This window comes from Pseudomonas sp. B707 (assembly GCF_022496685.1).
GTDB classification, from domain to species: domain Bacteria; phylum Pseudomonadota; class Gammaproteobacteria; order Pseudomonadales; family Pseudomonadaceae; genus Aquipseudomonas; species Aquipseudomonas paraglycinae.
In genome coordinates, this window is the sequence record NZ_WTVE01000027.1 from 102428 (window position 1) to 127170 (window position 24743).

General features: G+C 62.7%; 23 protein-coding genes. 9 read left to right on the forward strand and 14 right to left on the reverse strand.

The features are described 5' to 3' along the window. Positions 1–28: 28 nt before the first annotated feature. Together GQX66_RS17140 and GQX66_RS17145 are read right to left on the reverse strand one after the other, a co-directional pair. Entirely contained in the window at positions 29–1363 is a 1335-nt protein-coding gene (locus tag GQX66_RS17140; RefSeq protein WP_134022339.1) for a hypothetical protein, read from the reverse strand. Next, positions 1360–2922, reverse strand: coding sequence for an amino acid adenylation domain-containing protein (locus GQX66_RS17145; protein WP_240870150.1), 1563 nt, complete (start codon positions 2920–2922; stop codon positions 1360–1362). The genes GQX66_RS17140 and GQX66_RS17145 overlap by 4 nt, the downstream gene beginning before the upstream one ends. 272 nt (positions 2923–3194) lie before the next feature. Here GQX66_RS17145 and GQX66_RS17150 point away from each other — a divergent pair, with 272 nt between their 5' ends. Together GQX66_RS17150 and GQX66_RS17155 are read left to right on the forward strand one after the other, a co-directional pair. Beyond that, positions 3195–3701, forward strand: coding sequence for a sigma-70 family RNA polymerase sigma factor (locus GQX66_RS17150; RefSeq protein WP_129972682.1), 507 nt, complete (start codon positions 3195–3197; stop codon positions 3699–3701). Beyond that, a complete protein-coding gene (locus GQX66_RS17155) occupies positions 3698–4450 on the forward strand; it encodes an anti-sigma factor (RefSeq protein WP_129972681.1) in 753 nt (250 codons plus the stop codon). The genes GQX66_RS17150 and GQX66_RS17155 overlap by 4 nt, the downstream gene beginning before the upstream one ends. A gap of 5 nt (positions 4451–4455) precedes the next feature. Here the strand turns inward: GQX66_RS17155 and GQX66_RS17160 are convergent, their stop codons facing one another. From GQX66_RS17160 to GQX66_RS17190, 7 genes are all read right to left on the reverse strand, one after another. Continuing rightward, the gene (locus tag GQX66_RS17160) at positions 4456–5427 is read right to left on the reverse strand and encodes a spore coat U domain-containing protein (protein ID WP_129972680.1); all 972 of its coding nucleotides are present in this window, start codon (positions 5425–5427) and stop codon (positions 4456–4458) included. Next, on the reverse strand, positions 5424–7781 hold the full coding sequence (locus GQX66_RS17165) for a fimbria/pilus outer membrane usher protein (RefSeq protein WP_240870156.1): 2358 nt from the start codon (positions 7779–7781) through the stop codon (positions 5424–5426). The genes GQX66_RS17160 and GQX66_RS17165 overlap by 4 nt, the downstream gene beginning before the upstream one ends. 84 nt (positions 7782–7865) lie before the next feature. Then, positions 7866–8648 carry a molecular chaperone gene (locus GQX66_RS17170; protein WP_240870157.1) on the reverse strand — a complete coding sequence of 261 codons (783 nt, stop codon included), beginning with the start codon at positions 8646–8648 and terminating at the stop codon, positions 7866–7868. 24 nt (positions 8649–8672) lie between these two features. Then, complete coding sequence (locus tag GQX66_RS17175) at positions 8673–9173, reverse strand: spore coat U domain-containing protein (protein WP_240870160.1); 501 nt, start codon at positions 9171–9173, stop codon at positions 8673–8675. A 4-nt stretch (positions 9174–9177) separates the two neighbouring features. Next, positions 9178–9714 (reverse strand): spore coat protein U domain-containing protein, encoded by a 537-nt coding sequence (locus GQX66_RS17180; RefSeq protein WP_007951533.1) that lies wholly within the window; start codon positions 9712–9714, stop codon positions 9178–9180. A gap of 20 nt (positions 9715–9734) precedes the next feature. Further along, entirely contained in the window at positions 9735–10268 is a 534-nt protein-coding gene (locus tag GQX66_RS17185; RefSeq protein WP_240870161.1) for a spore coat U domain-containing protein, read from the reverse strand. Positions 10269–10368: 100 nt separating this feature from the next. After that, entirely contained in the window at positions 10369–10878 is a 510-nt protein-coding gene (locus tag GQX66_RS17190; protein ID WP_240870231.1) for a spore coat U domain-containing protein, read from the reverse strand. Positions 10879–11164: 286 nt separating this feature from the next. On the opposite strand from GQX66_RS17190, the gene zapE reads away from it, so the two are divergent. Both zapE and GQX66_RS17200 read left to right on the forward strand, forming a co-directional pair. After that, on the forward strand, positions 11165–12298 hold the full coding sequence (gene zapE, locus GQX66_RS17195) for a cell division protein ZapE (RefSeq protein WP_240870164.1): 1134 nt from the start codon (positions 11165–11167) through the stop codon (positions 12296–12298). Between the two features lie 61 nt (positions 12299–12359). Further along, positions 12360–13670 (forward strand): leucine-rich repeat-containing protein kinase family protein, encoded by a 1311-nt coding sequence (locus tag GQX66_RS17200; RefSeq protein ID WP_085745928.1) that lies wholly within the window; start codon positions 12360–12362, stop codon positions 13668–13670. A 132-nt stretch (positions 13671–13802) separates the two neighbouring features. Here the strand turns inward: GQX66_RS17200 and GQX66_RS17205 are convergent, their stop codons facing one another. Continuing rightward, entirely contained in the window at positions 13803–14507 is a 705-nt protein-coding gene (locus GQX66_RS17205; protein WP_007951538.1) for a YebC/PmpR family DNA-binding transcriptional regulator, read from the reverse strand. A 220-nt stretch (positions 14508–14727) separates the two neighbouring features. Here GQX66_RS17205 and tssI point away from each other — a divergent pair, with 220 nt between their 5' ends. Continuing rightward, positions 14728–16134 (forward strand): type VI secretion system tip protein TssI/VgrG, encoded by a 1407-nt coding sequence (gene tssI / locus GQX66_RS17210; protein WP_240870165.1) that lies wholly within the window; start codon positions 14728–14730, stop codon positions 16132–16134. Between the two features lie 3 nt (positions 16135–16137). Here the strand turns inward: tssI and GQX66_RS17215 are convergent, their stop codons facing one another. After that, positions 16138–17529 carry an FAD-dependent oxidoreductase gene (locus GQX66_RS17215; RefSeq protein WP_240870167.1) on the reverse strand — a complete coding sequence of 464 codons (1392 nt, stop codon included), beginning with the start codon at positions 17527–17529 and terminating at the stop codon, positions 16138–16140. A 73-nt stretch (positions 17530–17602) separates the two neighbouring features. Beyond that, the gene (locus GQX66_RS17220; protein WP_007951542.1) at positions 17603–18928 is read right to left on the reverse strand and encodes an MFS transporter; all 1326 of its coding nucleotides are present in this window, start codon (positions 18926–18928) and stop codon (positions 17603–17605) included. Between the two features lie 289 nt (positions 18929–19217). On the opposite strand from GQX66_RS17220, the gene GQX66_RS17225 reads away from it, so the two are divergent. After that, a complete protein-coding gene (locus GQX66_RS17225) occupies positions 19218–20117 on the forward strand; it encodes a LysR family transcriptional regulator (RefSeq protein ID WP_007951543.1) in 900 nt (299 codons plus the stop codon). Here the strand turns inward: GQX66_RS17225 and GQX66_RS17230 are convergent. Further along, a complete protein-coding gene (locus GQX66_RS17230) occupies positions 20087–20947 on the reverse strand; it encodes a LysR substrate-binding domain-containing protein (protein WP_085745925.1) in 861 nt (286 codons plus the stop codon). The genes GQX66_RS17225 and GQX66_RS17230 overlap by 31 nt on opposite strands. Before the next feature lie 113 nt (positions 20948–21060). Between GQX66_RS17230 and GQX66_RS17235 the strand changes: the two genes are divergently transcribed. The 3 genes from GQX66_RS17235 (at position 21061) to GQX66_RS17245 (ending at position 23820) form a co-directional block, all read left to right on the forward strand. After that, the gene (locus GQX66_RS17235) at positions 21061–22170 is read left to right on the forward strand and encodes a 2-aminoethylphosphonate--pyruvate transaminase (protein WP_085745924.1); all 1110 of its coding nucleotides are present in this window, start codon (positions 21061–21063) and stop codon (positions 22168–22170) included. 71 nt (positions 22171–22241) lie between these two features. Then, positions 22242–23069: a phosphonoacetaldehyde hydrolase gene (gene phnX / locus GQX66_RS17240; protein ID WP_085745923.1), complete on the forward strand. Its 828-nt coding sequence runs from the start codon at positions 22242–22244 to the stop codon at positions 23067–23069. A 196-nt stretch (positions 23070–23265) separates the two neighbouring features. Then, positions 23266–23820, forward strand: a complete 555-nt coding sequence (locus tag GQX66_RS17245) for a cytochrome b (protein ID WP_102687142.1) — start codon at positions 23266–23268, stop codon at positions 23818–23820. Here GQX66_RS17245 and GQX66_RS17250 read toward each other — a convergent pair. Next, positions 23817–24725 carry a 1-aminocyclopropane-1-carboxylate deaminase gene (locus GQX66_RS17250; RefSeq protein WP_240870168.1) on the reverse strand — a complete coding sequence of 303 codons (909 nt, stop codon included), beginning with the start codon at positions 24723–24725 and terminating at the stop codon, positions 23817–23819. The genes GQX66_RS17245 and GQX66_RS17250 overlap by 4 nt on opposite strands. Positions 24726–24743 lie beyond the last annotated feature (18 nt).

Sequence of the window (24743 nt, forward strand, 5' to 3'; positions counted from 1 at the left end):
GAGTGAGTGGAAAAACACCGACGCGCCGTCAGGAATCCCAGATCGCGCCGTAGGCCGGAATACCCCGGGATTCCATTTCCTCGACCACTCGCTCGGTCAGCTTCTGATTGGAAATACAGATCACCGCTTCCGCGCCGTGGGTTCGAACGGCGGCATACGCCAGCGCCACCAGATCCGGCTTGCCCAACCGGTCGGTGTCCCAGATATGGGCATCGGGTTGTGCCTGCAGGATTTCCTCCACCAGCGCATCACCATAGGTCTCGCGCGGACTGCGGGTGGACCAGATCAGGTGGATCGGCACCTGCCGCGCCAGCAGATGCGGCAGCACCGGCCCAATGCCACTGCCGGTGGCGACGTACACCACTGACTTGAACAGGGTTTCGATATGGGCGACGCCTGCCGTGGTGATGCCCTTGACCCAGACATGGCTCGGCGGCTGCTCGATCAGTTCACCGGTCCAGTCGCCGGCACGGGAAATGATCAGGCGAAAACCCTGTTCGTCCGGTGCAGGAATGTTGGCAAACGAGTGCCATTCCCACAGCGGATGGCGACTGATTGCGGTAGAGGATCCGGCGAACGGTGTGTGGTGATTGAACCGGGCAATCACCGCATGCGACGACGGTTTGACCAGCGTCACTGGCACCTTGCGCAGGCGCAGCCAGGGCAAGGCAATGCTGAGTGTCAGGAGCGGCAGCATCCAGAATGAAACGGACGTCAACAGTACTTGCGCCAAGTCGGCGCCAGGATGACGATCCCGGGCAAACACCAGCGTCATGCCCCAGAACAGCAGCAGCGCCGCCCAACCGGCGAACCGATGGGTGCGTTCGAAAGCGTTGTGAAACCGTGAGCGAATCCCCGGCAACGCCATGATCGCCATCAGCAGCAACAACCCCAGAAGCGCGGCACTGATCGCCAGCAGCGTCAGCGAAACCCCACCTGCCCCGTCGGTCCTTTGCCAGATCATCGAGCCGAGCAGCACAACGAACCAGACAATCGCGGCCATCGCCCCGCCACTGTGCAAACCGCCGAAATGATAAACCTTGGCCAGCGAGCGACGAATCGCCAGCGGCCAACACGTGGGAGCCCGGGTCGCCAGCCAGAACAGCAGATTGATCAAGTATTGCTGACGAATCAGGATCGCCATCGACAGGTTCGCCAACACCAGCTGCGACAATGCCTCCAACGCAACCTCCGAGGCCGACCACCACTGTCCGACGGTGATCCCGTACACCAGCGCCCCGAGGTTCGCCAGCAACACCAGCGCAACCAGGCGGTTGTAATGTGAAAACAGCGGCAGCGTTCCCAGGCGCCGCCAGAGCGGACGTCGCGGTGGCAGGGCAAAAGCGTCGTCGACCTGACTCATTGCACCGCCTCCTGCAGTGTGGCAGCGAGCTGCGCCTGATGCGCCTGTGCCCGCTCAAGCAACAAGCGTTTGTCGACCTTGCCCCTTGAAGTCAGCGGGATGTCATCCACCGGCAGAATCATCGAAGGCACGCAGTAATAGGCCAGTCGTTCCTCGCAACGGCGTCGCGCCACATCGGTGTCCGTGGATGCAGGGAAGACGAAAGCCACCAGATGACGGTTATCGAACTTCAAGGTCACCGCGCGCTCGCAGCCCGGTGCGGACTCCAGCGCAGCCGACACCGAGTCCAGTTCAACGCGAAAGCCCCGGACTTTCACCTGATCGTCCACCCGGCCCAGGTGCTCCAGTTCGCCGTCAGCAGTCCAGCGCCCCAGATCACGGGTGCGAAACATCATGCGGCCCTGTCCCAGAAACGGATCGAGGCGGTAACGCTCGGCAGTCAGGGCAGGATTGCCCAGATACCCGGCCGTCACACAGTCGCCACCGGCCCACATTTCGCCCTGCTCACCCGGCGCGCACAGTTGGCCCGTTTCATCCAGTACATACACGGTGTTGTTCGGCGTTGGCTTGCCGATCGTCAACGGGCCCGTGCCTCGGTAATGCTGCATGGTGTTGACGATGGTGGTTTCTGTGGGGCCGCAAGCATTGTAGAAATCGCAAAAGGACGCCCAGCGATCAGCCAGGGGCTGCGGGCACGGTTCGCCGGCCAGGGCCACCACCTTCACCTGACTGCAGCGCTCCGGATCCAGCGTGGCGAGAATCGATGGGGTCGCGATGAGCACGTCACACTGCTCGGCGGTTTCGGCAATGTCCTTGCCCCGGATCAGCAGCGTCGCGCCATGGGCCAGGCACCCGAGGATTTCCCAGGCGGCCATGTCAAAGGCGATATTGAGAATCTGCCCGACGTTCATGCCCGGCCCCATGCCGAGATTGCCGGGGCCGGTCAGCAGAATGTTGCAGACATTGCGTTGGGTCACCCTGACACCGTTGGGCTGACCGGTCGTGCCGGACGTAAACAGCACAAAACACAGGGCATCCGGTGACGAAATGTCCGCCCCCACATTCACGTCATCGGCGGCCAAGCCCGGCGTGTCGATGAACGTATCCAGATGAATGCAATGCTGCCCGGTCGTCAGCGGAATCCCGTGGGCCAGTGTTGAAAGCGTCAACACCACCTGCGTCGAAGCAACCGACATGATGTGGCTCAACTGCGTGGCCGGAGTAATGCCGACATGCTGGGGAATATAGGCGGCCCCCACCTTCAAGGTCGCGAGCATGCCCACCAGCATCGGGATCGAACGTTCGACAAACAGCGCCACGTGATCGCCCGGGGCTACGCCATGGCTCGACAACAATCTGGCCAACCGGTTGGCCTGGCGGTTCAACTCGCCATAAGTAAGGCTCTGCCCCTGAAAACGCGCGGCCACATGCTGCGGATGAGTCGCCGCCCGCGCTTCGATCGCACGGTGGATCAACGAAAACTCGGGCTCGGCCACCGGGCCGCAGCCGAATGTCCGCCAGGCGTCATAACCTTCGCTCGGTGTGGCTGGGGTATTCATTACGATTGCATGCATCTCAAACATCCCTTTTGCTCAAATCATCGTTTCAGCCGCTTCGTCCATCGATTGCCTGTTGGCGACATCGATGGCTGCTTGCGCTTGTCGGACGGGTTGAGCCGGGAGATTTGAATCCATTACACGCACTACAGAACGCGGCGAACTTTCCTACGTCGCCAGTAATGAAATCTTTCAACTCCTGGAATGGAATAAGCTGTGTCGAGAGGCGTCTTTCCTACCACTACCGCGCTTCTGGCCCAGAGCATGTCCCTGTCATGAATACACTCGACGAGCAATTACGCGATCTGATCCCCAGATTGCGCCGCTTCGCGCTGTCGTTGACACGCAACAGCAGCAGCGCCGACGACCTGGTGCAAGCCAGCCTCGAGCGGGCGCTGTCGGGTTGGGGCGACAAACGCGCCGACGGCGATCTGCGGGCCTGGCTGTTTTCGATCCTGTACCGGCAATTCCTCGATGCGCATCGGCGTTCGCGGCGTTATGCGCGGATGCTCGAATTCTTCACCGGCCGCGACGACGCCGAGCCCTCGGTGGAACGTACCGTGATTGCCCAATCGACCCTGCAGGCCTTCGACCGACTGCCCACCGAACAGCGCGCGCTGCTGCTGATGGTGTCGGTGGAAGGCTTGACTTATAAGGAGGTCGCCGAGATTCTCGACGTCCCCACCGGCACCGTGATGTCGCGCCTGTCCCGTGCTCGCCAGGCCCTGCGCCAGCTCAGCGACGGGGAAATCAGCAGCCCTTCCTTGCGGATACTCAAATGATCAGTCTGCCCCCCAACGAACGTGACCTGCACGCCTACGTCGACCACCAGCTCAGCGAGGCCGACCGGCATGTGCTGGAAACCTGGCTCGCCAGCCATCCGGACGAAGCGGCGCAGGTTCGCGCCTGGCAACAGGACGCCCAGCACCTGCGCGCCGCCCTCGGCGGTGCCTTGCAACAACCGGCCAATCCTGACCTTGATCCGGCGCTGATCCGTCAGCGCCTCAAACGCCAGTCACGCCGCCAGTGGGCCAGCGCGGCGGTGCTGCTGATTGCCGTCAGCCTCGGCGGTGTCGGAGGCTGGAAGGCCCGGGACATGACTGTGTTTCATCCCCCGGCACCGATGACGGATGCCTTGCAGGCGTACCGTTTGATCGCCCAGCAAGGGCTTCTGCCGGCGGACTACAAGGTCGATGGTGACGGCGATATCCAGCGTTGGCTCGACCGTTATTTCACTCAGGCCAATCGCCTGCCGGACCTGACGTCGGCCGGTTTTGCACCGGTCAGCGGCCGTCTGCTGAGCACCGATGAAGGCCCGGCGGCGATGGTGATGTATGAAGACCAGAGCGGGCACAAGGTCAGTTTCTACGTGCGCCCACCGGGACCTAAAAATACCTTTCTGCCCCGGGGCAGCCGCCAGGACGGGGATCTGCAGGCCGAGTACTGGTCCGGCAAGGGCTACAACTACGCAATGGTCAGCCCGACCGATACCCCGGCGGCGAAAATGCTCAAGCAATCCGTGAGTTTCTAGCCGGTTCAGAACCCCACATCCAGCACCACATTGTCCAGATAGGTCCCAGCGGGTGGTGTGGTCTGGTCGGTGTAGATTTTCGCGTTGTAATTGAAGATCTGGCTGCCGGTGCCCAGCCCGTTGCCGGGGTTGACCTCGGCATCGCTGCTGGCCCGACGGGCCGCACCGACACTGCCCCAACGGGTGGTCCCGGCGCTCTTGAAAATGTCGTAGGCCAGATAGTTGCTGCCGGAAATCATCCGCCGCCGTCCGCCGACACTCAGCGCATTCTGCCCGTCGTTCAGCCCCACGGTGTAGGCACTGCCCTTGGTGCAGGCGAGGTTGATGGTCTGCCCGGTCACCGGGGTGAACGCGCTGACCACCGGCGCGCTGCCGAAAGCGATGTTCGGGGCAGTGATGGTGCAGTCGTTGGACACCGTCAGGTTGACCGTCAGTGTCGTGGTACCGCTGTTGATGTCGCGGCCCAGGCAAAGCCCGCCGACACCGATGCCCGAGCAATAATTCCAGTTCCAGAAAATGCTCAGGGTTTCGGTATATATCCCAGCCGCCACATTGCTGCCGATGGTGGTCCCGAAATAGAGCGGAACGGTTTTCGGCACCGTACCGCCCAATAATCCCAAGGCATCGATGATACCGTTGCGGGCAAAATCATAGGCGGTACCGCGCGTCAGCGGGTAACTGGTGCTGTTGTTGGCGTAGACCGTGTAACCGATCACGTCGCCGGTGGGGCCGAGCAAACCGCTCTGGGTCGAGGTAACGGTGGCCCAGAAATGGTCATTGTTGGTCAACAGAGACAGCAGCGAACCGGTGCAACTCAAGCCTCCGTTCAGGGTAGAACTGGGTTGCGAGGTGGTGCGCACGGCGATCGAACTGATGTTCCCGAACCCGGCCGGTGTGGTGGTGACCACCGAACACAGCGCCTGCGCCAGTCCCGGCAACAGCAACAGCAGCCACAAAACAAACCGCGCCCGGATCATTGGCACACCAGCGGGCCGATCAGCGGCACTTCATCCTGCTGCAGGTCGACGCTGAATTGCGCCTTGCAGGTCTTGCCGTCCGCGAGAGTCACCCGCAGCGAATTCTGCGCCTGAAGATTTTCCAGATAGACCAGCCCATCCCAGCCGACCACCGTCCGCGTACCGCTCTGCTCGTGCAGCACGCCGCTGCCCAGCGGCAATTCCTTTTGTTGCGCGTCCACCAGCACGATACTCGCGGCGATCACCCGGCTCAGCGGAAACTCCAGCAGATAGCCACTGCCCCGGCGCACCGCTACACGCTGTTCGACATTCGGGCTGCGTACGTTGGCCGGAAGGTTCAGCGGATCGATTTCGTACTTGCCGCGGTAATAGGCGCTGCTCCACGGCACCAGCAAGTGGCCGTTACGGTCGGTCTGGCCGACCTGCTGGTTCTCGTAACGCACCGGAATGTCCGCGTAGCCGTCGGTGCTGACCACCACGAACGCATCAACGATGCGATTGGCAGCGAACACTTGATCGTCCATCCATACCAGCGAACCGCTGGCATCGGCCCAACGGGTTTCGGCGTCGGACGTGCCGTAGACGCCCGCCTGCAACTGCACCGATTGCAGGCGCCAGGTCACGTCAGCCTGACGGTAATCGGCGCCGTCGCCCTTGGCATAGCCGAGATTGAAGCCCACCCCGCCCTCGGACGGCACGGCGCGACTGTAGTTGACCCGTTGCTGCGTCTGCCCGGTCTTGCTGCGTTCGCTGCTGATGGCCAGGCTGCCGCGCAGGTCGAACGGAATCACCAGTTGCGCCTGCACCGCCCAGTTGCTGTCGCCGATTTCGCGGTTGGCCGACAGGTAGAAACTGCTGTTGCGCCACAGCGGTTTGCTCCAGCTCAGGTTGAGCAACCGTGTGCGGGTTTCGTCTGCCGCACGAATGTCGAAATACCCGACGCCGAGACTGCCCCAGCGTTCGAGGTTGAGGCTCAGGGTCGCCTGCTCACTGCGCTTGCTGAGTGTGGTGTAAGGGCTGTCGACCACGGTCAGGTCGGCGTAACGGTCGCGGCGTTGCAAACGCTGATAGGAAAAGCTGTAGCGTTGGCCGCTGTATTGATAACCGAGGCTCAATTGCTGACCGCCATCGCCGTCGAAACGGCTCTGGCTGATCGCGCTGTTGAGCACCCCGAAATTGCCCAGCCGCAAGTTACCGCCCAGCCCGCCGAGCGTCAGGGTATCCGCCGCCTCGGCGTGACTCTCCAGAGTAAAGGTGTCGCTGACGCCATAACGCAAACTGCCCGAGGTGACGCCCGGCCCATAGCTGAAATCCTTCAGGCCGTAATCCCGGCGTAGCGTACCGGCGGCCACCGAAAAATCGCTCAGGCCCTTTTGCAGCAGGCTGCTGGTGACATAGAACGGCACCGTGGTCGACACCTGCCGGCCCAGCGCATCGGTGGTCACCACCACCGCCTCACCCGCGCCGTTGATAAACGGAATGTTGGTCAGGGTGTACGGCCCCGGTTGCAGGTCGGTGCTGCTGGATTTGTAGCCGTTGATGAACAGATCCACCGAGGACGGCACCGCCGCTTCCCCGGCAAATTGCGGTAGCGGATAGGTCACCAGATCCGGACGCACTGCAAAATCCCTTGAGAACTGCACACCGCCCAGCCGCACCGAACTGCTCCAGGGCAAGGCGCCGCTGACCACGTCCCCGGCCTCGTAGGTCAGCATCCGTTCGTCATCGGAGTAACGCCAGGTGGTGTCGTAACGCAGATAACCATTGTCCAGCGTGCTGACCGCATCCCCCGACAACGTACGGCGATATTGCCCGGTGTTCGACAACGTGCCCCAACTGTCGAACACCCGCACTTCGTTCCACGCCGCCAGATAGGTGCCGGCGTCGTCGGTGTCATTGAGGTACAGGTCATAGTTGAACAACGCGCCGAAACTGCTCAGCGCCGGGGTGCGCGGATAGACTTCACGGTTGCCGATGAACTGCTCCGGCAGCCAGTCCGGTGGCACGTCGAGCAGCAGTCGCTGGCTGACGCTGTCGTAATCGCTGTGCAGGCCCGGCAGGCCGTCTAGATCGACTTCGGCACCGGCCTCTTCCGGCAGCTTCATGCCGGTGTCGCGCAATACGCTGGCCGGCAGGAACAGGCGCCCGCCGCGCTGCTCCACCGCCACCACCCGGCCGGTATTCATCTGGTTGACCACCAGTTCCAGAAACAACTGTGCATCGCTGACGGCCTCCATGCCGCTGGGAGGCGGCGGCAATTCGCCGGCCCCGGATGGATGAATGAACATCAGGCACCACGCGCCGGTCATGAGCCACAACGGACGCTGAATACGTCGAGCCCATCCTGGACTCATTAGCGTGTTACGTCCGTCAATGGACTGATTCCTCCTGAAACCGCTGGTGCCGAAACCCGAAAGTTTCGACATGACTCGCTACGGCTATCGCGCCGGCGGAATGCTCTGCACCTTCGCCGCGCCATTGATCCGCCCGGCCAGCTCTCCCGCCACCGGTCCCGGTGCCGGCCAGCGCATTACCGCGCCGGGCAATACGTAGCCGAGCAATCCCTCGGCCAGCGGCTTGCTTTGGCTGCCCTGCTTTATGGCCACATCGGTCAGTCGCGCATGAACCGCGCCCTGATTGCGCACTTCCACATAAGGACGCCCCTCCACCGCCACCGTGCGCCAGCTCAGTTGCGGCAGGCCGATGCCCTTGGGGTCACGTTGACGGGCGCTGTCTTCCTTGCTCCACAGGCCCGCGCCATAGGCGAACAGCGGCACCGAGTAGCGCATCTGGAAGCGAATCGCCGCAGCGGTCTTGCCGTCTTCGGCAACGGGGGGCTGAGCCGAGGGGATTTCATCGATGATGATCCGGTACGCCAGTTCCTGGCCTGGCGGCACGTCCTTGGTGCGGGTCAGGCGCACCAGTTGCTTCTGGCCCGGCTCGATCTTCGCCACCGGCGGGCTGCCGATCACCTCGCGCTGATTGCGGTATTGCTCTTCGAAACCGCTCTGGCTCCAGCCGAACACGCGGATCTGCAGGTTGGCGGTTTCCGTGCCGCGATTTTCCAGCCACAGCGCACTGGCCTGCTGATCGGCCTCCAGCACCGGATCGATCGGCCAGATCAGCACCGAACTGGCGGCCTGGGCCTTGAGCGTCCCGAACATGACCAGCGCCAGCACGGCGCAACAAACGGACGAATAGCGTGACGTGAAAAACCCCATAAACCTGCTCCTTGTCATTTCACATCACCACGACAGCTGCACCTGCAACACATCGCTGTATGTCCCCACGGGCTGATTGCCCGGCAATTGCACCTGACCGTAGATCGGCAGACTGATGTTGTTCGCGTCGCTGTAGGCCACCGCCACACTCTGGCCAATGCCCAGGCTCTGGCTGTACGCCGCATCGCGAAACAGCGCATACGCCACCTTCGCGCTGCCTCCACTGATCTGCATGCGTCGCCCGCCGCTGTTGTACTGGCCGCCATCGACCGTCATGTTCAGCGCCACCCCCGGCGTGCATTGCAGCGTGACGCCACCGGTCAACGCGACCTGCACCGTGCCGGTGGCCAGCGCCGAACGCGAACCGAAATTCAGCCCGCCATAGTTCGATACGCCCCCCACCACCAGACAACCCGGTGTCACCGTGGCACTGACCTGAAAACTCTGGCTGGTCACCGCCGCCAACGGCAGCGGCAAGCTGCCCGCACACAGCAGAAGCAGCGCCGCACAGCGATGTCGGCCCATGACACTAGAACGTCAGTTCAACGGAAATCGTGTCGGTGTAGGTGCCCGCCGGCAGCCCGGCCTTGCCCACCGCCTGACCGTAGATGTTCACGGTCTGCGCCACACCGGTACTGGCGGCGAGGTTGATCACCCCGTCGATGGCCAGCAATTGCGAGTGCCCGGCGTCGGTGTACAGATCGTACGGCACATAGTTGGCAACCCCGTCGTACAACGCGCGGGTACCACCCGGCGAGAGCCCGTCATGGGCGCCGGCGCGGACCTTGACCGTCGGCGTGGTGCCGGCCGAGCACAGGATCGACAGCGCCCCGCCCCCGCCACCCAGCACCTGCCCGGTGGCTGTGGTGAACAGGCTGTTGGCGGTGCCGAAGTTCAACGCACCGAAGTTCAGCCCGGTAGAACCGCCGGAACCGTTGACCTGGCAACTGCTGATGAGGATCAGGCTGGAGGTGATCTGGCCGGTGACCGTGGTGGCGGCATTGACGCTGGAAGCGAGCGTCAGGCCGAGCAACGACAAACCTATCCTTGATGCAATCGTACGCATGGTGTCCGTCCTCTACGGGGTTACCAGTCGAGCGTCACCGTCAGGGTGTCGGTATAGACACCGGCCGGTACCGCACGGGTGTTCGCCACCACCGAGCCAAATACCGGGATGGGTATCTGTGCGCCGCTGGTGACAGCGAAATTGTGTTGTTGACCGATGCTGTAGCTCTGGCTGCCCGAGGCATCGAGGAATAGCTGATAGGGGAGCGTCTGGCGCCCGTTGCTCAGGCGGCGTGTGGAGCCGTCGCCATGGCTACCGCCGTCGATGGTCACGGTGAACCCGGTGACCGAAGGATTGCAGGCGACATTCAGCTGGCCGCTGCCCGCTTCGCTGAGACTGGCTTTGATCGGTGCGTTCCAGGTCGGGCCCTGCTGGCCGAAATCGAGAGAGCCCAGCCCATCCACCGGGCTGGCGGGGCTGGTTGCGTTGGTCACTTCGCAGCCGGCAATCAGCGTCAGCCGCGCAAGGATCTGCCCACTGACTGCCGCTGCCGCGGTCTCGGTGAACAACAGCAATGTGGCTGCGGCGATTACCCGCCCGTGTCTGCCCATCATTGAGCCCCTACTCCTTCAGGATCACTCGACCACTGCGCTCGTCATTGAACGCCCTTCCCTGCGCCACCCGGCTCCACCGAATGGCTGAAAAACTCCGCGATCACCAGGTGACCGTCACCTTCACCAGATCCGAATACCGGCTGACCCGTGGCACCTCCGCCATCCGCTCGATCCGCCCGTATAACGGCAAGTCCACCGTGCCGCTATCCGGCACCCGGCCGCTGACCGGCATATCCACCACCAGCGGCACCCGCCGCGCAGGGTCCTGATACAGGCGATAAGGAATCGGCTTGCTGCCGGCCTCTCCCGCCATATAACGCACCTCGCCAATGCCACCGTGCAGGCCGCCATCGACGCGCAACTGGTACGGGGTGTCCGGGTTGCATTCCAGGCGTGGCAGACGCGAATTGGTCAGCGCCGCACCGAGTGGCCCGTCCCGGTCGCCGAGCCGCGCCGTGGTGCCGAAATCGAGCACGCCCAGTTGCTCGATACCGGCCTCGCGTTGCTGGCCGATCAACTGGCAACCGCGCTGCACATCGACCCGCACCTCGACCTGAAGGTCGGCGGCGTGGACCGGTGTCGCGAGCCCGCCCAGCAATGCCCAGACCATCCCTGCATTCACCGCCCGTTCCTTGATGGCGACAGCGTCTCTGTCGTTACAGTGTTTCAGGTTAGCAACGCACGCCGATTGCGCCAGTCGATTGGATCCAGTCAGTCGCCGGGATTTGTTTCGAAAGGTTGGCAACACGTCGATTTAAAGCGTTGAAAAATCCTGTACACGCCGCAGATTGCTCTGCGGAAAAACGATAAGGCGCAGTGGAAGCAAAACTACCCGTCTGGTTAAACTACCCCGCCGCGCTCGCGGGAGCCGGCCCGATGATGACGGAGTGATTGCTGTGCCCGCCCGACCGCCCGACCGTTCGCGTCTGACTCAGCGCTGGTCAGCCTTGCGCCATTTCTTCGGCAAACGCTCCGTCACAAACGCGGGCCAGTGCGCCGCCAGCGCGCAATCGGTGCGTGACTATTTCCGGCAAAAGGCCCACGGCCAGGGCTACACCCTCAGCCACAGCCAGCAGCGGGTCATCGACTGCATGGCTCATCAGGCCGGTCTGTTGTTCGGCACCCCTGCGCAAACCCCGCCCAGCCTGTATCTGCACGGAGCGGTCGGGCGCGGCAAGAGCTGGTTGCTGGACGGATTTTTCCAGGCGTTGCCGATCGAGCAAAAACGCCGCCTGCACTTCCACGGGTTCTTTGCCCAGTTGCATCAGGGCATGTTCGAGCACCGCGACCGCGATGACGCCCTCGCCGTCACTCTCGATACGTTGCTGACGGACTGTCGGGTGCTGTGTTTCGACGAATTTCATGTACATGACATCGGCGATGCGATGCTCATCACCCGTCTGTTCAAGGCGCTGTTCAAGCGCGGAATCCTGTTACTGGTGACCTCCAACTACCCGCCCGAAGGCTTGCTGCCCAACCCGCTGTACCACGCGCGGTTCAAACCGGTAATAGACCTGATCAATGCGCGCATGCAGGTCATGGAAGTCGGTGGCCCGCACGATTACCGCACCCAGGCGCGCCGGCATGCGCATCAAATGTTCACCCAGGGCCATTACGTCTGGCCGGCCACCCCGGCGCAGCGCCTCGCCTTGAACCTGCCGCCACTCGACGCCACGCCGTTGCCTCTGGCGGTCGGCAGCCGGCATTTGCAGGCGCGGCTGTGCGAAGACCGGCGCATCGGTTTCACCTTCAACGACCTCTGCGAACAGCCCACGGCGGTGATGGATTATCTGGAACTGTGTCGACGCTTCGACCACTGGATCATCGACGAACTGCCGGAGCTGGGCGAATGTTCGATCGCCGCCCAGCAGCGCTTTATCAACCTGATCGACGTGCTCTACGACCAGGACAAACACCTGACCCTGCTCGGCCAACTCCCCTTACACGAAAGCCTCGGCGGCCAGGCCATCGATCTGGCCCGCACCCGCAGCCGGCTCGGGCAATTGCGCGAAGTGCACGAACAGGGCTGATTTGCCGTTATCATGCGGCCCATTTCCGGCGCCCCGCGCCTTCTCGAAAGCGATCCTTTTCATGCACACCCTTGCACAACTGCGCGCTGGCGAGCTGTCGGGCATCACCCGGCTGGATCTGGCCGAAGGCCTGAGTGAATTTCCGCCGGAGATTTTCAACCTGGCTGACACGCTGGAAGTGCTCAATCTGAGCGGCAACGCCCTGAGCAGCCTGCCGGACGACTTGCATCGTCTGACGCGCCTGCGTGTGCTGTTCTGCTCCGACAATCAGTTCACCCAATTGCCGGCGTGCCTGGGTCAGTGCCAGGCGCTGACGATGATCGGGTTCAAGGCCAACCGCATCACTCAGATACCCGGCGCGGCGCTGCCGCCGCAGTTGCGCTGGCTGATCTTGACCGACAACGCCATCGAAACCCTGCCCACGGAACTGGGCGAGCGCCCGTTGCTGCAAAAACTCATGCTTGCCGGCAATCGCCTGCGCACCCTGCCGCCGTCACTGAGTCAGTGCCATCGGCTGGAGCTGATCCGCATCGCCGCCAATCAGTTGACCGAGTTGCCGCAATGGCTGTTGACCCTGCCGAGCCTGACCTGGCTGGCCTACGCCGGCAATCCGCTGGAAACCGAAGCCGATGCCGCCGCCCTCGACAAAGCGCCCCTGATCGACTGGTCGGCGCTGCAGCTGGAGCAACGGCTGGGCGAAGGCGCTTCCGGGGTCATTTACCGGGCGCAGTGGCTGCCCGCGAATCAGCCGGCCACGCCAGTGGCGGTCAAGTTGTACAAGGGCGAGATGACCAGCGACGGCTCGCCGCTGCATGAAATGAACGCGTGCATCACCGCCGGGCTGCACCCGAACCTGATCCGCGTCGAAGGCCGCATCGACCAGCATCCCGATGACCAGCAAGGCCTGGTGATGCAGTTGATCGATCCGAGTTACCGCAACCTCGCCGGGTTGCCGAGCCTGGCGTCCTGTTCACGGGATGTGTATGCCGAGGATTGCCGTTTCAGTGCCGATGTTGCCCTGCGCATCGCCCGGGGCATTGCGTCGGTCGCCGGGCATCTGCATCGTCACGGCATCACCCACGGTGATCTCTACGGACACAACATTCTGTTGAACGATCAGGGCGACTGTCTGCTGGGGGATTTTGGTGCGGCGTCGTTCCATGCCACGGCGGACACACCTGAAACCCGTGCACTGCAACGCCTCGAAGTGCGGGCGTTCGGGATTCTGCTGGGGGAACTGCTGGCGCGCATCGACTCGGGGTTGAGCGATGAACAGCGACAGGTGCTGGAAGCCCTGGAACAGCGCTGCTGTCAGCCGCAAGTGCTGGCGCGGCCGGGGTTTGGCGAGATCGTTGAGGTGCTGCAACAGTAATGACCGCTGCGCGGTCAATCGCGAGCGGGCTCGCTCCCACGATCGACTTGTATCACCCCTGTAAAGGGGAACAACACTGATCAAGTGTGGGAGCGAGCCTGCTCGCGATTGCGGTGTTACTGACTCGAAAAATCAGCCGGCCAGACCGACGAACATGTCCTGCACGTCGTCATGGTTGTCCAGGCCTTCGAGGAACGCCTCGACTTCAGCCATCTGCTCGTCGCTCAGGCCGCTGACCGGGTTCTTCGGCTGGTAGCCCAGTTTGGCCGACAGCACGGTGAAGCCTTGTTCCGGCAGGGCTTTCTGCACCGAGTCCAGATCAGTCGGGTCGGTCAGGAACAGGGTCGCGCCCTCTTCGCCCGGCTCGAAATCCTGGGCGCCGGCTTCGATCGCGGCCATCTCAGGATCGGCGTCCGGGGTGTCCGGCGACGCTTCGATCATGCCGACATGGTTGAAGTCCCAGGCAACGGAACCGGAAGCACCCAGTTGGCCCTTGCGGAACGCCACGCGGATTTCCGCCACGGTGCGGTTGATGTTGTCGGTCACGCACTCGACGATCAGCGGCACCTGATGCGGTGCGAAACCTTCGTAGGTCACGCGATGGTATTGAACGGTTTCGCCCAGCAGGCCAGCACCCTTCTTGATGGCGCGGTCCAGGGTTTCCTTGGGCATCGAGGCTTTCTTGGCCTGTTCGACCACCAGACGCAGGTGTGCGTTGGTGGCGGTATCGGCACCGTTACGCGCAGCAATGGTGATTTCCTTCACCAGTTTGCCGAAGATCTTGCCCTTGGCGTTGGCTGCCGCTTCTTTGTGTTTAACCTTCCACTGTGCGCCCATTACTCACTCTCTTGATCTGTGGCGCCGAGACATCTATTGGCCGACGCATGGCGCCAAGTTTATACGGCCTAAAGTCGGCAATCGACCAAAAATTCCGATGCGCATCGACATCTTCTACGCGCCTTGTAGGGCGATTCTGAAAAACCGGTTTGCCACGTCCATTCAACGTCGCGTTTTCGTACCCTCTGTGGCCCGTATTGCCTGAACAGAGCCCGCCCGAATGCTCAATGACAAGGAAAGTCCGTTTTCGCTGACCCTGGCCGAAGGCGGGATAAGCCTGCCGGTCCTGCGCTTCAGCGGTCATGAAGCGCTGAATCAGCCCTTTCGGTTTGAAATCGAAGTCATGGGCCTGGCACCCGCGTGGTCACCCGGCACGCTGCTGCATCAGGCGGCGTTTCTGCACCTGGATGACGACCACGGGATTCACGGCATCATCCAAAGCGCCAGTTGCGAACACCGCGCGACGCACCGGATCGCCTACCAACTGGTGCTGATGCCGCATCTGCAAGCGCTGGAGCAACATCCCGTACGCCGGGTCTTCACGCAACTGAACGTGCCGGCCATCCTTGAGCAACTGCTCAGCGAACATCACCTGCCTGCCCACAGCTACCGGATCGAGATGACCGTCGGCCACTACCCGCCGCGCCCGTTCTGCATTCAGTACGAGGAAACCGATCTGGCCTTTGTGCAACGGCTTTGTGAAGAGGAAGGCATCCACTATCACTTCGAACATCAGCCGGACGGCCATGTGGTGGTGTTCGCCGATGACAGTCTGAGCCTGCCGCAGCAACCGACGGCGATTGCTTTCAACACGCAGATCGATGCGCCGGCAACCGGCCTCAGCAGCCTGTTCCAGCGCCATGAGGCGGTGCTGCCTCAGATTCCTGCCGGCGTGCGTGAGCGAGGGCATTCGATTACGGGCCAGGAGGCCGCCAATCACACACTGGACAGTGCCTTCGCGCCACCGGGATTTCTGCCGACTGCGCACCGCCACGCGGCCCAGCGCAGTCGTCGCCTGCTGGAACGCCAACGCTGCCGGTCGCGCTCGATTCAGGGCCGCAGCGATTGTCCTCGACTGCTCAGCGGGCGCCTGCTGCAAGTCATGGAGCACCCGGTAAACGCGTTCAACGAGCAGTGGCTGATCACCGATTTGCGTCATCAGGGCCAGCAACCTTCGATTCTCGATCCCGTGCCGACGGTTCGTCGCTATCACAACGACTTCACCGCGCTGCCCTGGTCGACCCCGTTTCGCCCGCCGCCGAAACAACCGCGCCCGGGCATTCCGGGGTATCAGCCGGCGCAAGTGCTTGGCGCGCCGGGGCAACCGGCGCAGGTGGACGATCAGGGACGGATCGCCGTGCGGTTATGGCCTGACCAACCTGATGCCAGCGCCAGCGAAGGACTGTGGTTGCCAGTGGTCATGCCCCACGCCGGCGGCGGCCTGCCTCGGGAAGATCTGCCCTGCGCCGGCAGCGAGGTCTGGGTGAGTTTTCTCGACAGCGATCCCGACCGGCCGATCCTCTGCCTCGACGTCTGCCGACCCCGACCGGCACAGCCGAAAGAAACCGAGCCCGACGACGACCTCTTGCTCGACTGGCTGCTCAACCGCTCCGCCCCGCCGCGTTGACGATCAACCTTTGTCGGCCTTGCCCGCCGCCGCCGCGAATTTCGCCAGACGCACATCGAAGTGCCGGGGCCGCCGACCGTGATCCTCGGCGCGCTCCTTGCGGCGAATGGCGTTGCGCACCATCAGCGAGCCGAGGTAGCGGATCGGCTCCGGCGGAAAGTAACCCAGCGGCCCGTTGACCAGCGGCGAACGCGTCCACGGGTTGTCGAGGCCCTGCACCAGCGAAGCGAGAATCTGCCCGCCCATGTGGCACGGCCCGACGCCACTGCCGGAATAACCGAAACCGTAAAAGACGTTGCCGCTGGCACTCATCTGGCCGAAGAACGGCAGGCCGGTGACCGAGCGATCCGAAGGGCCGTTCCAGGTTGCGTCGACTTTCACATCGGCGAACGCCGGGAAGAAGTCATCGAGACTGCGTTTGAGCAACCCGGTATAGGGCGAGGGCTGATCGAACACCGGCAGCATCCGCCCGCCATAGGCGAAGGTGTTGCCGCCCTTGCCGAGCATGATCCGACCGTCCGGGGTGTTGTGGTAGTAGTGCACGAAAATCCGCGAGTCGAGCACGGTGACACCACTGGTCAAACCGATTTCCTGCAACAGATCCGGACGCGGTTCGGTGATCAGCATGTCGCTGGAAACGATCGCCACGCTACGCTCGAACTGCGGAAAAGCACGGGCCATCCACGCGTTCATCGCCAGCACCACGCGGTCGGCGGTCACGCAGCCGTTCGCCGTGTGAATACGAGCCGGACGGCCCTCTTCCAGCCCGGTCATCGCCGTGCTTTCGTGAATTCGCACGCCCAACTGCAACGCCACCCGGCGCAAGCCACGCACCAATTTGCCCGGCTGCACACTGGCGGCGGCCGGCGAGAACCAGCCCTCCAGGTGTTTTGCCGAACCGGCCATGCGCTGTACATCGGCGACCGGCCGCTGGGTAAACGAGTTGATGCCATTGCGCTCCAGCGCCGCAATCACCGCGTCGGTGGAGCCGCATTGCGCGCGGTTGGTGGCGGTGTAAAGCGTGCCATCGAGTCGGTAATCGGCATCGACGCCGTACTGCTCGCAGAACTCGCCGATGGCGTGGATGCTGCGCTCCGACTCCTTGACCAGCCGCACCGCCTCTTCGACGCCGAACAGCCGCTCGAGGGTGAAATACTTCGCCGACCACGACAACGCACAACCGCCGTTACGCCCACTGGCGCCGGCGCCGCAGATGTCGGCTTCGATCAGCACCACATCGAGTTCGGGGTTCTGCTGCTTGAGCATGATCGCCGTCCACAACCCGGTGTAACCGCCGCCGACGATGCACACGTCGGTGCGCACGTCGCCTTGCAACGGCGGGCAAGGTTCGGAGGTGTCGAGCTGCAAAGCCTGCTCCAGCCAAAACGGTCTCATGAAAGTTCTCCAGTCAGTCGGCCACGGCACAGCCTGCCGCGAGTGCCGCAGCAGGCCGCGAGGCAGGGTTTATTCAGTTACGCAGGGGTTTGATGGTCAGGGCACGATTGGGCACGTAGGCACGTGGCTCCATGACGCCGACCGGGCGGCTGTTCCAGTGTGGAATCAGCACCAGCGCCGAGAACAGCGCACAACCGGCGAACACGATGAACACCGTCACCGAGTCGAAGTAGCCCGGCAGCAAACCTCCGAGCACCGCACCGACCGAGCCACAGCCGTTGACGAATCCCGCCGCCGTGGCGCCAGCCTTGGCCTTGCCGAAATCGATCGCAGCCGCGCCGCTGATCATCGAGTCCGGGCCGTACAGGGTCAGGCCCATGACGAACAACAGTGCGACCACCAGCATCACGCTGCCGGTGTGCAAGGCGCCCATGAACAGCGCAAGGGTCACGGTCAGCGCCAGCAGACTCAACACGCAGGCCGGCATGCGTCGGGCACCGAACAGTTTGTCCGAGGCCAGGCCAATCATGATCGGACCCAGCAGACCGGCCAGTTCAAACGCCGTGGGGATGATCGCCGCGCCGACCTTGCCGACCGAGGGCATCTGTTCGAACACGATCACCGGGCCCCACAGCAGAATCGCGTAACGCGCCGGTTTCAGCAGGAAATACGCCAGCCCGAGTACCAGCACCGTACGGTTGCGCAGGATTTCCTTGAGCGGTTCCCACACGCTGAGTTTGCTGTTGGCTTCGGCTTCCTCGGCGCTGATGACCGGCTCTGGCTCTACGGCGGGCAGGCCGACGTCTTCCGGTTTGTCGCGCTGGAAGATGAAGAACAACACCGCCACCACCGCGACCACTGCGGCGCTGGAAATGAACGCCGCGTGCCACGAACCAATCAGCGTGTAGGCCCACCAACCGGCGAACGGCGAGGCCACCAGACCGCCGAATGCATAACAGGAACTCCACAACCCGAGCACTCGCCCGCGTTGTTCGGAAGGAAAGAAACTGCCGAGGTTCTTGCACAGCCCCGACCAGCCGGTGGACTGTGCCAGCCCCTGAATCAGCATGCAGGTAGCGAAGATCGGCAAGGTGGCGAAGCTGCCCATCACCAGCGCTGCCGCAGCGGAAATCAGCAAACCGCCAAGCACCACGACCCGTGGGCCGAAGCGGTCGGCGAGCATGCCCCAGGTGAACTGGCCGATGGCGTAGGCCGCCAGGTAAATCGCGTCGAGGTTGGCCATGGCCATTTTGTCGAGGGTGAAGCTGGGGTCTTCGGCGATGCCCAGTTTGGCCACCGAAAAGGCTTTGCGGGTGAAATAGAACGCGGCGTAAGCGAGCCAGGTGACAGCGAAGATCTGCATGCGCCAACGCGCAATGGTGCCGATGTGCTTGTTCATTGTGGTTCTGACCTCAGGGTGTGAGTGTGCCGGCAGAATCGATGAGTAAACGCCTGTGTTTTTTATTGTTGAGCACTGCGATATCACCCCGTCCCTTCGGCGATACCGGTCAGATGAGTCCTGGTGTTGCACGCACAGGCTCATGGCCAGCGTCGCTGCCCGACCGGGCAGTCAGCGTTGGCGTGAGCCGATCAAAGCAATTACTGTTTAATAAATAAAATCGATTTATCGTATTTCACACATAAGCTCAGCTTGTTACTGAACATCGCCTGTAAACGAGGAATCAGCCATGTCGGTTTCGCACGCGCAGCTCAAAGCCTTTCACGCCGTGGCCGTGCACGGAAGCTTCACCAAGGCCGCCGAGCGGCTTTATCTGACGCAACCGGCGATTTCCGACCAGGTGCGCAAGCTGGAAGAACGCTTCGGTGTGTTGCTGTTCCATCGCAACAAGCGCTCGGTGCGCCTGACGGATCTGGGCGAACGCTTGCTGGCGATCACCCAGCGCTTGTTCGTGGTCGAGGCCGAAGCCCAAGAGTTGCTGCAGGAATCTCAGGCCTTGCAGACCGGCAGCCTGATTCTGGCGGTGGATGCACCGGTGCATGTGCTGCCGCAGATTGCCCGGTTTTGTGAGCGCTATCCGGGGATCAGCGTGAAGATCGAGACCGGTAACACCGATGAATCGCTGTTTCGACTGTTCAACTATCAGGCTGATCTGGCGTTGCTCGGGCGCGATGTCAGCGATGAACGCCTGCTGTGCGTGCCGCTGCGCAACGATCCGATGGTGGCGTTCGTCTCGCGCCATCATCCATGGGCCGAGCGTGAATCGATCTGCCTGGAGGATCTGGACGACACGCCGCTGGTGCTGCGCGAACACGGCTCGGTCACCCGCCAGACCTTGGAAGAAGAAATGGCCCGCGCCGGTTTCCGCATCCGCCCGGCGATTCAGGTCGAAGGCCGGGAAGCGGCGCGGGAGGCAGTGGTGGTGGGGATTGGCGTGGGTGTGGTGTCGGCGGCGGAGTTTGGTGCGGACTCACGGGTTTGCGCGCTGCCGATCACCGATTGCACCCGCCGATTGACGGAGACACTGGTGTGCCTGCGCGAGCAGAGTTCGCGGCGGGTAGTGGCGACATTTCTCGAGATGGTTCGCGAAAGTCTTGTTCAGACCGGCGCCAACCCGAAAAACGCCTGAATCAACCGCAACTCTCGCCGCCGCTCCACGCAGCCAATCATGTGCCGGTTCACCAGCCCTTCTCCCGCGATGGGAATTGCGACGACACGGGGGTCATGACTGACCTCCACCGATGACACCACCCCAACCCCCAACTCAGCCGCCACCGCTTCCGTCACCGCCTCGCGACTGTCCAGTTCCAGCAACACCCGTGGGTTGACCGACGCCTGCGCACAGGCCTGATCAAACGTGCGCCGGGTAATCGAACTCGGCTCGCGCAACACCATGATCACCTGATCCAGCTCCTTGAGCCTGACCTCGCCGGAACGCGTCGCCCACGGATGCGCGGCCGGCACCAGCGCGCAGATCCGCGATTCACTCAGTGCTTGCAGATGCAGCCCTTTGCGCGGCTCGACCTCGGTCAGCACCGCCACATCGGCATGCTCGGACAACAACGCCGCCAACGTTTCCTGAGCATTGCCCAACCGCAGATTCACCGTAATCCCCGGATATCGCGCCCGCAGGCTGGCGAGCATCGGCATGACCATGTGCGGACCGTCCGCCGCCACCTCAAGACGCCCTGTCAGCAACTGCCGATTGGCTTCGAGCAGCGCTTGAGCCTCTTCGGCCATACCGAACATCGCCCGGGTGATCGCCGCCAGTTTGATGCCCTCTTCTGTCAGCTCGACCCGGCGCGCCGTCCGTCGCAACAGCGTGATCTGGTAATGCTCCTCCAGCGCCTTGATGTGCCCGGTGACCGCCGGCTGGCTGATGAACAAGCGTGCGGCGGCACGGGTGAAGCTGCCTTCCCGGGCCACGGCGTCGAAGGCGCGGAGCTGGAACAGGTTCATGAATAACCCTCACTGATGGCTGGCATAACAACAAACAATTTGATTGATGATCCGCCGAATTGCAACGTAGGCCCCGTAGCTTCATCCCACAGCGCTATCGCGAGGACACACGAATGAGTACTGCCGCACCCATCCTGCTCACTCCCGGCCCGTTGACCACCTCGGCCCGCACCCGCCAGGCGATGATGGTCGACTGGGGTTCATGGGATGACCGCTTCAACCAACTGACCGCCAGCCTGTGCGAACAACTGCTGGCGATCCTCAACGGCGCCGACAGCCATCACTGCGTACCTTTGCAGGGCAGCGGCACCTTCGCTGTCGAAGCCGCGATCGGCACCCTCGTCCCCCGCGACGGCAAGGTGCTGGTGCTGATCAACGGCGCCTATGGCAAGCGTCTGGCGAAAATCTGCGAAGTGCTCGGCCGCTCGTTCAGCACCTTCGAAACCGCTGAAGACGAACCGACCACCGCTGCCGACGTCGACCGCCTGCTGCATGCCGACAGCGACATTACCCACGTCGCGCTGATCCATTGCGAAACCAGCACCGGCATTCTCAATCCTTTGCCGGAGATCGCCCAGGTTGTCGAGCAACACGGCAAACGCCTGATCATCGATGCCATGAGTTCCTTCGGCGCGTTGCCGGTGGATGCGCAAAAAGTACCGTTCGATGCGCTGATCGCCGCATCGGGTAAATGCCTGGAAGGCGTACCGGGCATGGGCTTCGTGTTTGCCCGCAAGGAATCTCTGGCCGCAGCCGCCGGCAATTCGCATTCGCTGGCGATGGATCTGTTCGACCAGCACAGCTACATGAAAAAGACCGGCCAATGGCGCTTCACCCCGCCGACCCACGTGGTCGCCGCGTTGCATGAAGCCCTGCTGCAATACAACGAAGAAGGCGGCCTGCCGGCGCGGCATGCGCGTTACGCCGCCAACTGCCAGGCACTGATGGAAGAGATGGGCAAACTCGGCTTGCGCAGCTTCCTGCCTGCTGCGATTCAGGCGCCGATCATCGCGACCTTCCACGCACCGAAAGATCCGCGCTACCAGTTCAAGGACTTCTACGAACGGGTCAAGGCCAAGGGTTACATCCTCTACCCCGGCAAGCTGACCCAGGTCGAAACCTTCCGCGTCGGCTGCATCGGCCACGTCACCCCGGCGCAGATGCGCGAAGCCGTCGCGGCGGTGGGTGAAGTGCTGCGCGAGATGGAAGTATTAGAGATTTAAACCACACCTCAAAGCCCGCTCCCACAGGGACAGCGAACTCCGAATTGCGTGTTATCACAGGAATTTTTGCCATGAACTACAACAACCCAACCCAGCTGCAAGCCGCCATCCTCGACTGGGCCGGCACCGTGGTCGACTTCGGTTCTTTCGCACCGACCCAGATCTTCGTCGAAGCCTTCGCCGAGTTCGACGTCCAGGTTTCCATCGAAGAGGCCCGTGGCCCGATGGGCATGGGCAAGTGGGATCACATCCGCACCCTGTGCGATCAGCCGCAGGTTGCCGAGCGCTATCGCAAGGCGTTCGGCCGCACCCCGACCGACGATGACGTGACTGCGATCTACAACCGCTTCATGCCGCTGCAGATCGAGAAAATCGCCGAGCATTCGGCGCTGATTCCCGGCGCGCTGGAGACCATCGCCAACCTGCGTCAGCAAGGGATCAAGATCGGTTCCTGCTCGGGTTATCCGAAGCAGGTGATGGACAAGGTTGTGGCACTCGCCGCCACCAACGGCTACGTCGCCGACCACGTCGTCGCCACCGACGAAGTGCCGAACGGCCGCCCATGGCCAGCCCAGGCGCTGGCCAACGTGATTGCGCTGGGCATCGACGATGTCGCCGCCTGCGTGAAGATCGACGACACCGTGCCGGGGATTCTCGAAGGCCGTCGCGCCGGCATGTGGACCGTGGCGCTGATCTGCTCCGGCAACGCGCTGGGCCTGGATTACGAAGGCTATCGCGCACTGGGCAGCGACGCCTTGGCCAGTGAGCGCAAGCGCATTCACGCGCTGTTCGAAGGTTCGCGCCCGCACTACATGATCGACACCATCACCGATCTGCCGGAAGTGATTGCCGACATCAACAAGCGCCTGGCCAACGGCGAGATGCCGCAAAGCAGCTGATAGCGCCGTCTGCCGCAAACAAAAACGCCAGTGTCTGCCCGACACTGGCGTTTTTTCATGGGCGTTTTCAGTCAAATCGCTGACTCAGCTCAGTGAAAGCTTTTTTAGCCCCGGGCAAACGCGCCAAAGGGGATTACAGTTAAGGCATGCCGTCGCAGAACGGCACGCTTGAGCCCTGAACCGTGAGGAACGCCGTATGCCGTGGACAAATTCCGAATCCCGTTACAGCACCGTGTCGATCCTGTTGCACTGGCTGATGCTGGTGCTGTTGGTGCTGGTGTACGCCAGCATGGAATTGCGCGGGCTGTTTCCCAAGGGCAGTGGCGGTCGCACGCTGATCCGCGAAGTGCATTACATGCTCGGGCTGACCGTGTTCGTGCTGGTCTGGTTTCGCCTGTTTGCCCGCAGCCTGGGCCCGGCACCGAAAATCTTCCCGGCCTCGCCACAGTGGCAAACCACCCTCGCACGCTTGATGCATTGGGCCTTGTACCTGTTCATGATCAGCATGCCGATTCTCGGCTGGCTGATCACCAGCGCCGAAGGTCATCAGGTGATGTTCTACGGTTTCGACCTGCCGTTGCTGGTGAATGAAGACAAGGTGTTCGCCAAAGACGTCGAGCACTGGCATGTGCTGATCAGCACCATCGGCTACTGGCTGATCGGCCTGCATGCGCTGGCGGGGATCTATCACCATTACGTGGTGCGTGATAACACGTTGCTGCGGATGATGCCCAAGCGCAGCCAGGGTTAACCGTCGAATCCGCGCCGGCCCTGCAAGCCGCCGGTGTGGACGAAGATCAAGCGTGAACCGCGGTCAAAGCGACCCGCCTCGATCTGTTGTTTGAGCGCCAGCAAGGCCTTGCCGGTGTACAACGGTTCGAGGGGAATGCCGCTGGCCTGTTCGGTTTGCGCGATGAATTCAAGCAACGCCGGATCGACCTTGGCGAAACCGCCACGACTGGCGTCGATCAGCTCGTAGTGCCCGGCCTCACCGACAATCGCCTCGACATTCGCCGCGACGCCGTGATCGTCGGGCACGGCCATTGCGCCGTACACCGCATGTTGTCCGGCCTCGGCCAACACCAATCCCGCGAGCGTGGTGCCCGTGCCGCAGGCCAGCCACCAACCGTGGTAGTCGTCCGAGCCGAGCTTGCCGAGTTGTTGACTGACCTGATCCTTCAGTGCCGCGCAGCCCTGCGCGCCCGGCAACCCGCCGCCCCCTTCAGGCACCGGATGCAGCGTCGGATACTGCGCAAGCCACGGCTGCCAGAACCCCGGCTCGTGCCGCGCCCTATAGCCGCCGTAACCGAGCCAGTGCAGCTGCATGCCGAAATCCTGCAGATCCCTGACCGTCGGCGTGTCCTGCGGATGCCCGCGCAACAGCCCGACCGTTGCGAATCCCAGACGCTTGCCCGCAGCCGCCAGTGCATGCAGATGATTGGAGTGCGCACCGCCCAGGCTGATGATGCCTTCGGCGCCCGCGCGGTCGGCGGCTTTGAGATGTTCGACGAGTTTGAACCACTTGTTGCCGCTGATCAGCGGATCGATCCGGTCGAGACGCAGGATCGCGACTTCAATGCCGGCGGCGGTGAGCCAGTCCAGATGAAGCGCTTCGAGGGGGGCTTGAGGTAGCCAGTCGGTGGGAGGCAGAAACATAAAGGCCGGCTCTGTGCA

Bases quoted from the DNA above. Each gene is read 5' to 3' on its own strand.
- GQX66_RS17170 (WP_240870157.1), bottom strand. From the start codon at position 8,648: ATGGGGTTTTTCACGTCACGCTATTCGTCCGTTTGTTGCGCCGTGCTG.
- GQX66_RS17245 (WP_102687142.1), top strand. From the start codon at position 23,266: ATGCCGTGGACAAATTCCGAATCCCGTTACAGCACCGTGTCGATCCTG.
- GQX66_RS17185 (WP_240870161.1), bottom strand. From the start codon at position 10,268: ATGATGGGCAGACACGGGCGGGTAATCGCCGCAGCCACATTGCTGTTG.
- GQX66_RS17205 (WP_007951538.1), bottom strand. From the start codon at position 14,507: ATGGGCGCACAGTGGAAGGTTAAACACAAAGAAGCGGCAGCCAACGCC.
- phnX (WP_085745923.1), top strand. From the start codon at position 22,242: ATGAACTACAACAACCCAACCCAGCTGCAAGCCGCCATCCTCGACTGG.
- GQX66_RS17200 (WP_085745928.1), top strand. From the start codon at position 12,360: ATGCACACCCTTGCACAACTGCGCGCTGGCGAGCTGTCGGGCATCACC.
- GQX66_RS17175 (WP_240870160.1), bottom strand. From the start codon at position 9,173: ATGGGCCGACATCGCTGTGCGGCGCTGCTTCTGCTGTGTGCGGGCAGC.
- tssI (WP_240870165.1), top strand. From the start codon at position 14,728: ATGCTCAATGACAAGGAAAGTCCGTTTTCGCTGACCCTGGCCGAAGGC.
- GQX66_RS17250 (WP_240870168.1), bottom strand. From the start codon at position 24,725: ATGTTTCTGCCTCCCACCGACTGGCTACCTCAAGCCCCCCTCGAAGCG.
- GQX66_RS17180 (WP_007951533.1), bottom strand. From the start codon at position 9,714: ATGCGTACGATTGCATCAAGGATAGGTTTGTCGTTGCTCGGCCTGACG.
- GQX66_RS17220 (WP_007951542.1), bottom strand. From the start codon at position 18,928: ATGAACAAGCACATCGGCACCATTGCGCGTTGGCGCATGCAGATCTTC.
- GQX66_RS17140 (WP_134022339.1), bottom strand. From the start codon at position 1,363: ATGAGTCAGGTCGACGACGCTTTTGCCCTGCCACCGCGACGTCCGCTC.
- GQX66_RS17235 (WP_085745924.1), top strand. From the start codon at position 21,061: ATGAGTACTGCCGCACCCATCCTGCTCACTCCCGGCCCGTTGACCACC.
- GQX66_RS17155 (WP_129972681.1), top strand. From the start codon at position 3,698: ATGATCAGTCTGCCCCCCAACGAACGTGACCTGCACGCCTACGTCGAC.
- GQX66_RS17190 (WP_240870231.1), bottom strand. From the start codon at position 10,878: ATGGTCTGGGCATTGCTGGGCGGGCTCGCGACACCGGTCCACGCCGCC.
- GQX66_RS17150 (WP_129972682.1), top strand. From the start codon at position 3,195: ATGAATACACTCGACGAGCAATTACGCGATCTGATCCCCAGATTGCGC.
- GQX66_RS17225 (WP_007951543.1), top strand. From the start codon at position 19,218: ATGTCGGTTTCGCACGCGCAGCTCAAAGCCTTTCACGCCGTGGCCGTG.
- GQX66_RS17230 (WP_085745925.1), bottom strand. From the start codon at position 20,947: ATGAACCTGTTCCAGCTCCGCGCCTTCGACGCCGTGGCCCGGGAAGGC.
- GQX66_RS17165 (WP_240870156.1), bottom strand. From the start codon at position 7,781: ATGAGTCCAGGATGGGCTCGACGTATTCAGCGTCCGTTGTGGCTCATG.
- GQX66_RS17160 (WP_129972680.1), bottom strand. From the start codon at position 5,427: ATGATCCGGGCGCGGTTTGTTTTGTGGCTGCTGTTGCTGTTGCCGGGA.
- GQX66_RS17145 (WP_240870150.1), bottom strand. From the start codon at position 2,922: ATGAATACCCCAGCCACACCGAGCGAAGGTTATGACGCCTGGCGGACA.
- GQX66_RS17215 (WP_240870167.1), bottom strand. From the start codon at position 17,529: ATGAGACCGTTTTGGCTGGAGCAGGCTTTGCAGCTCGACACCTCCGAA.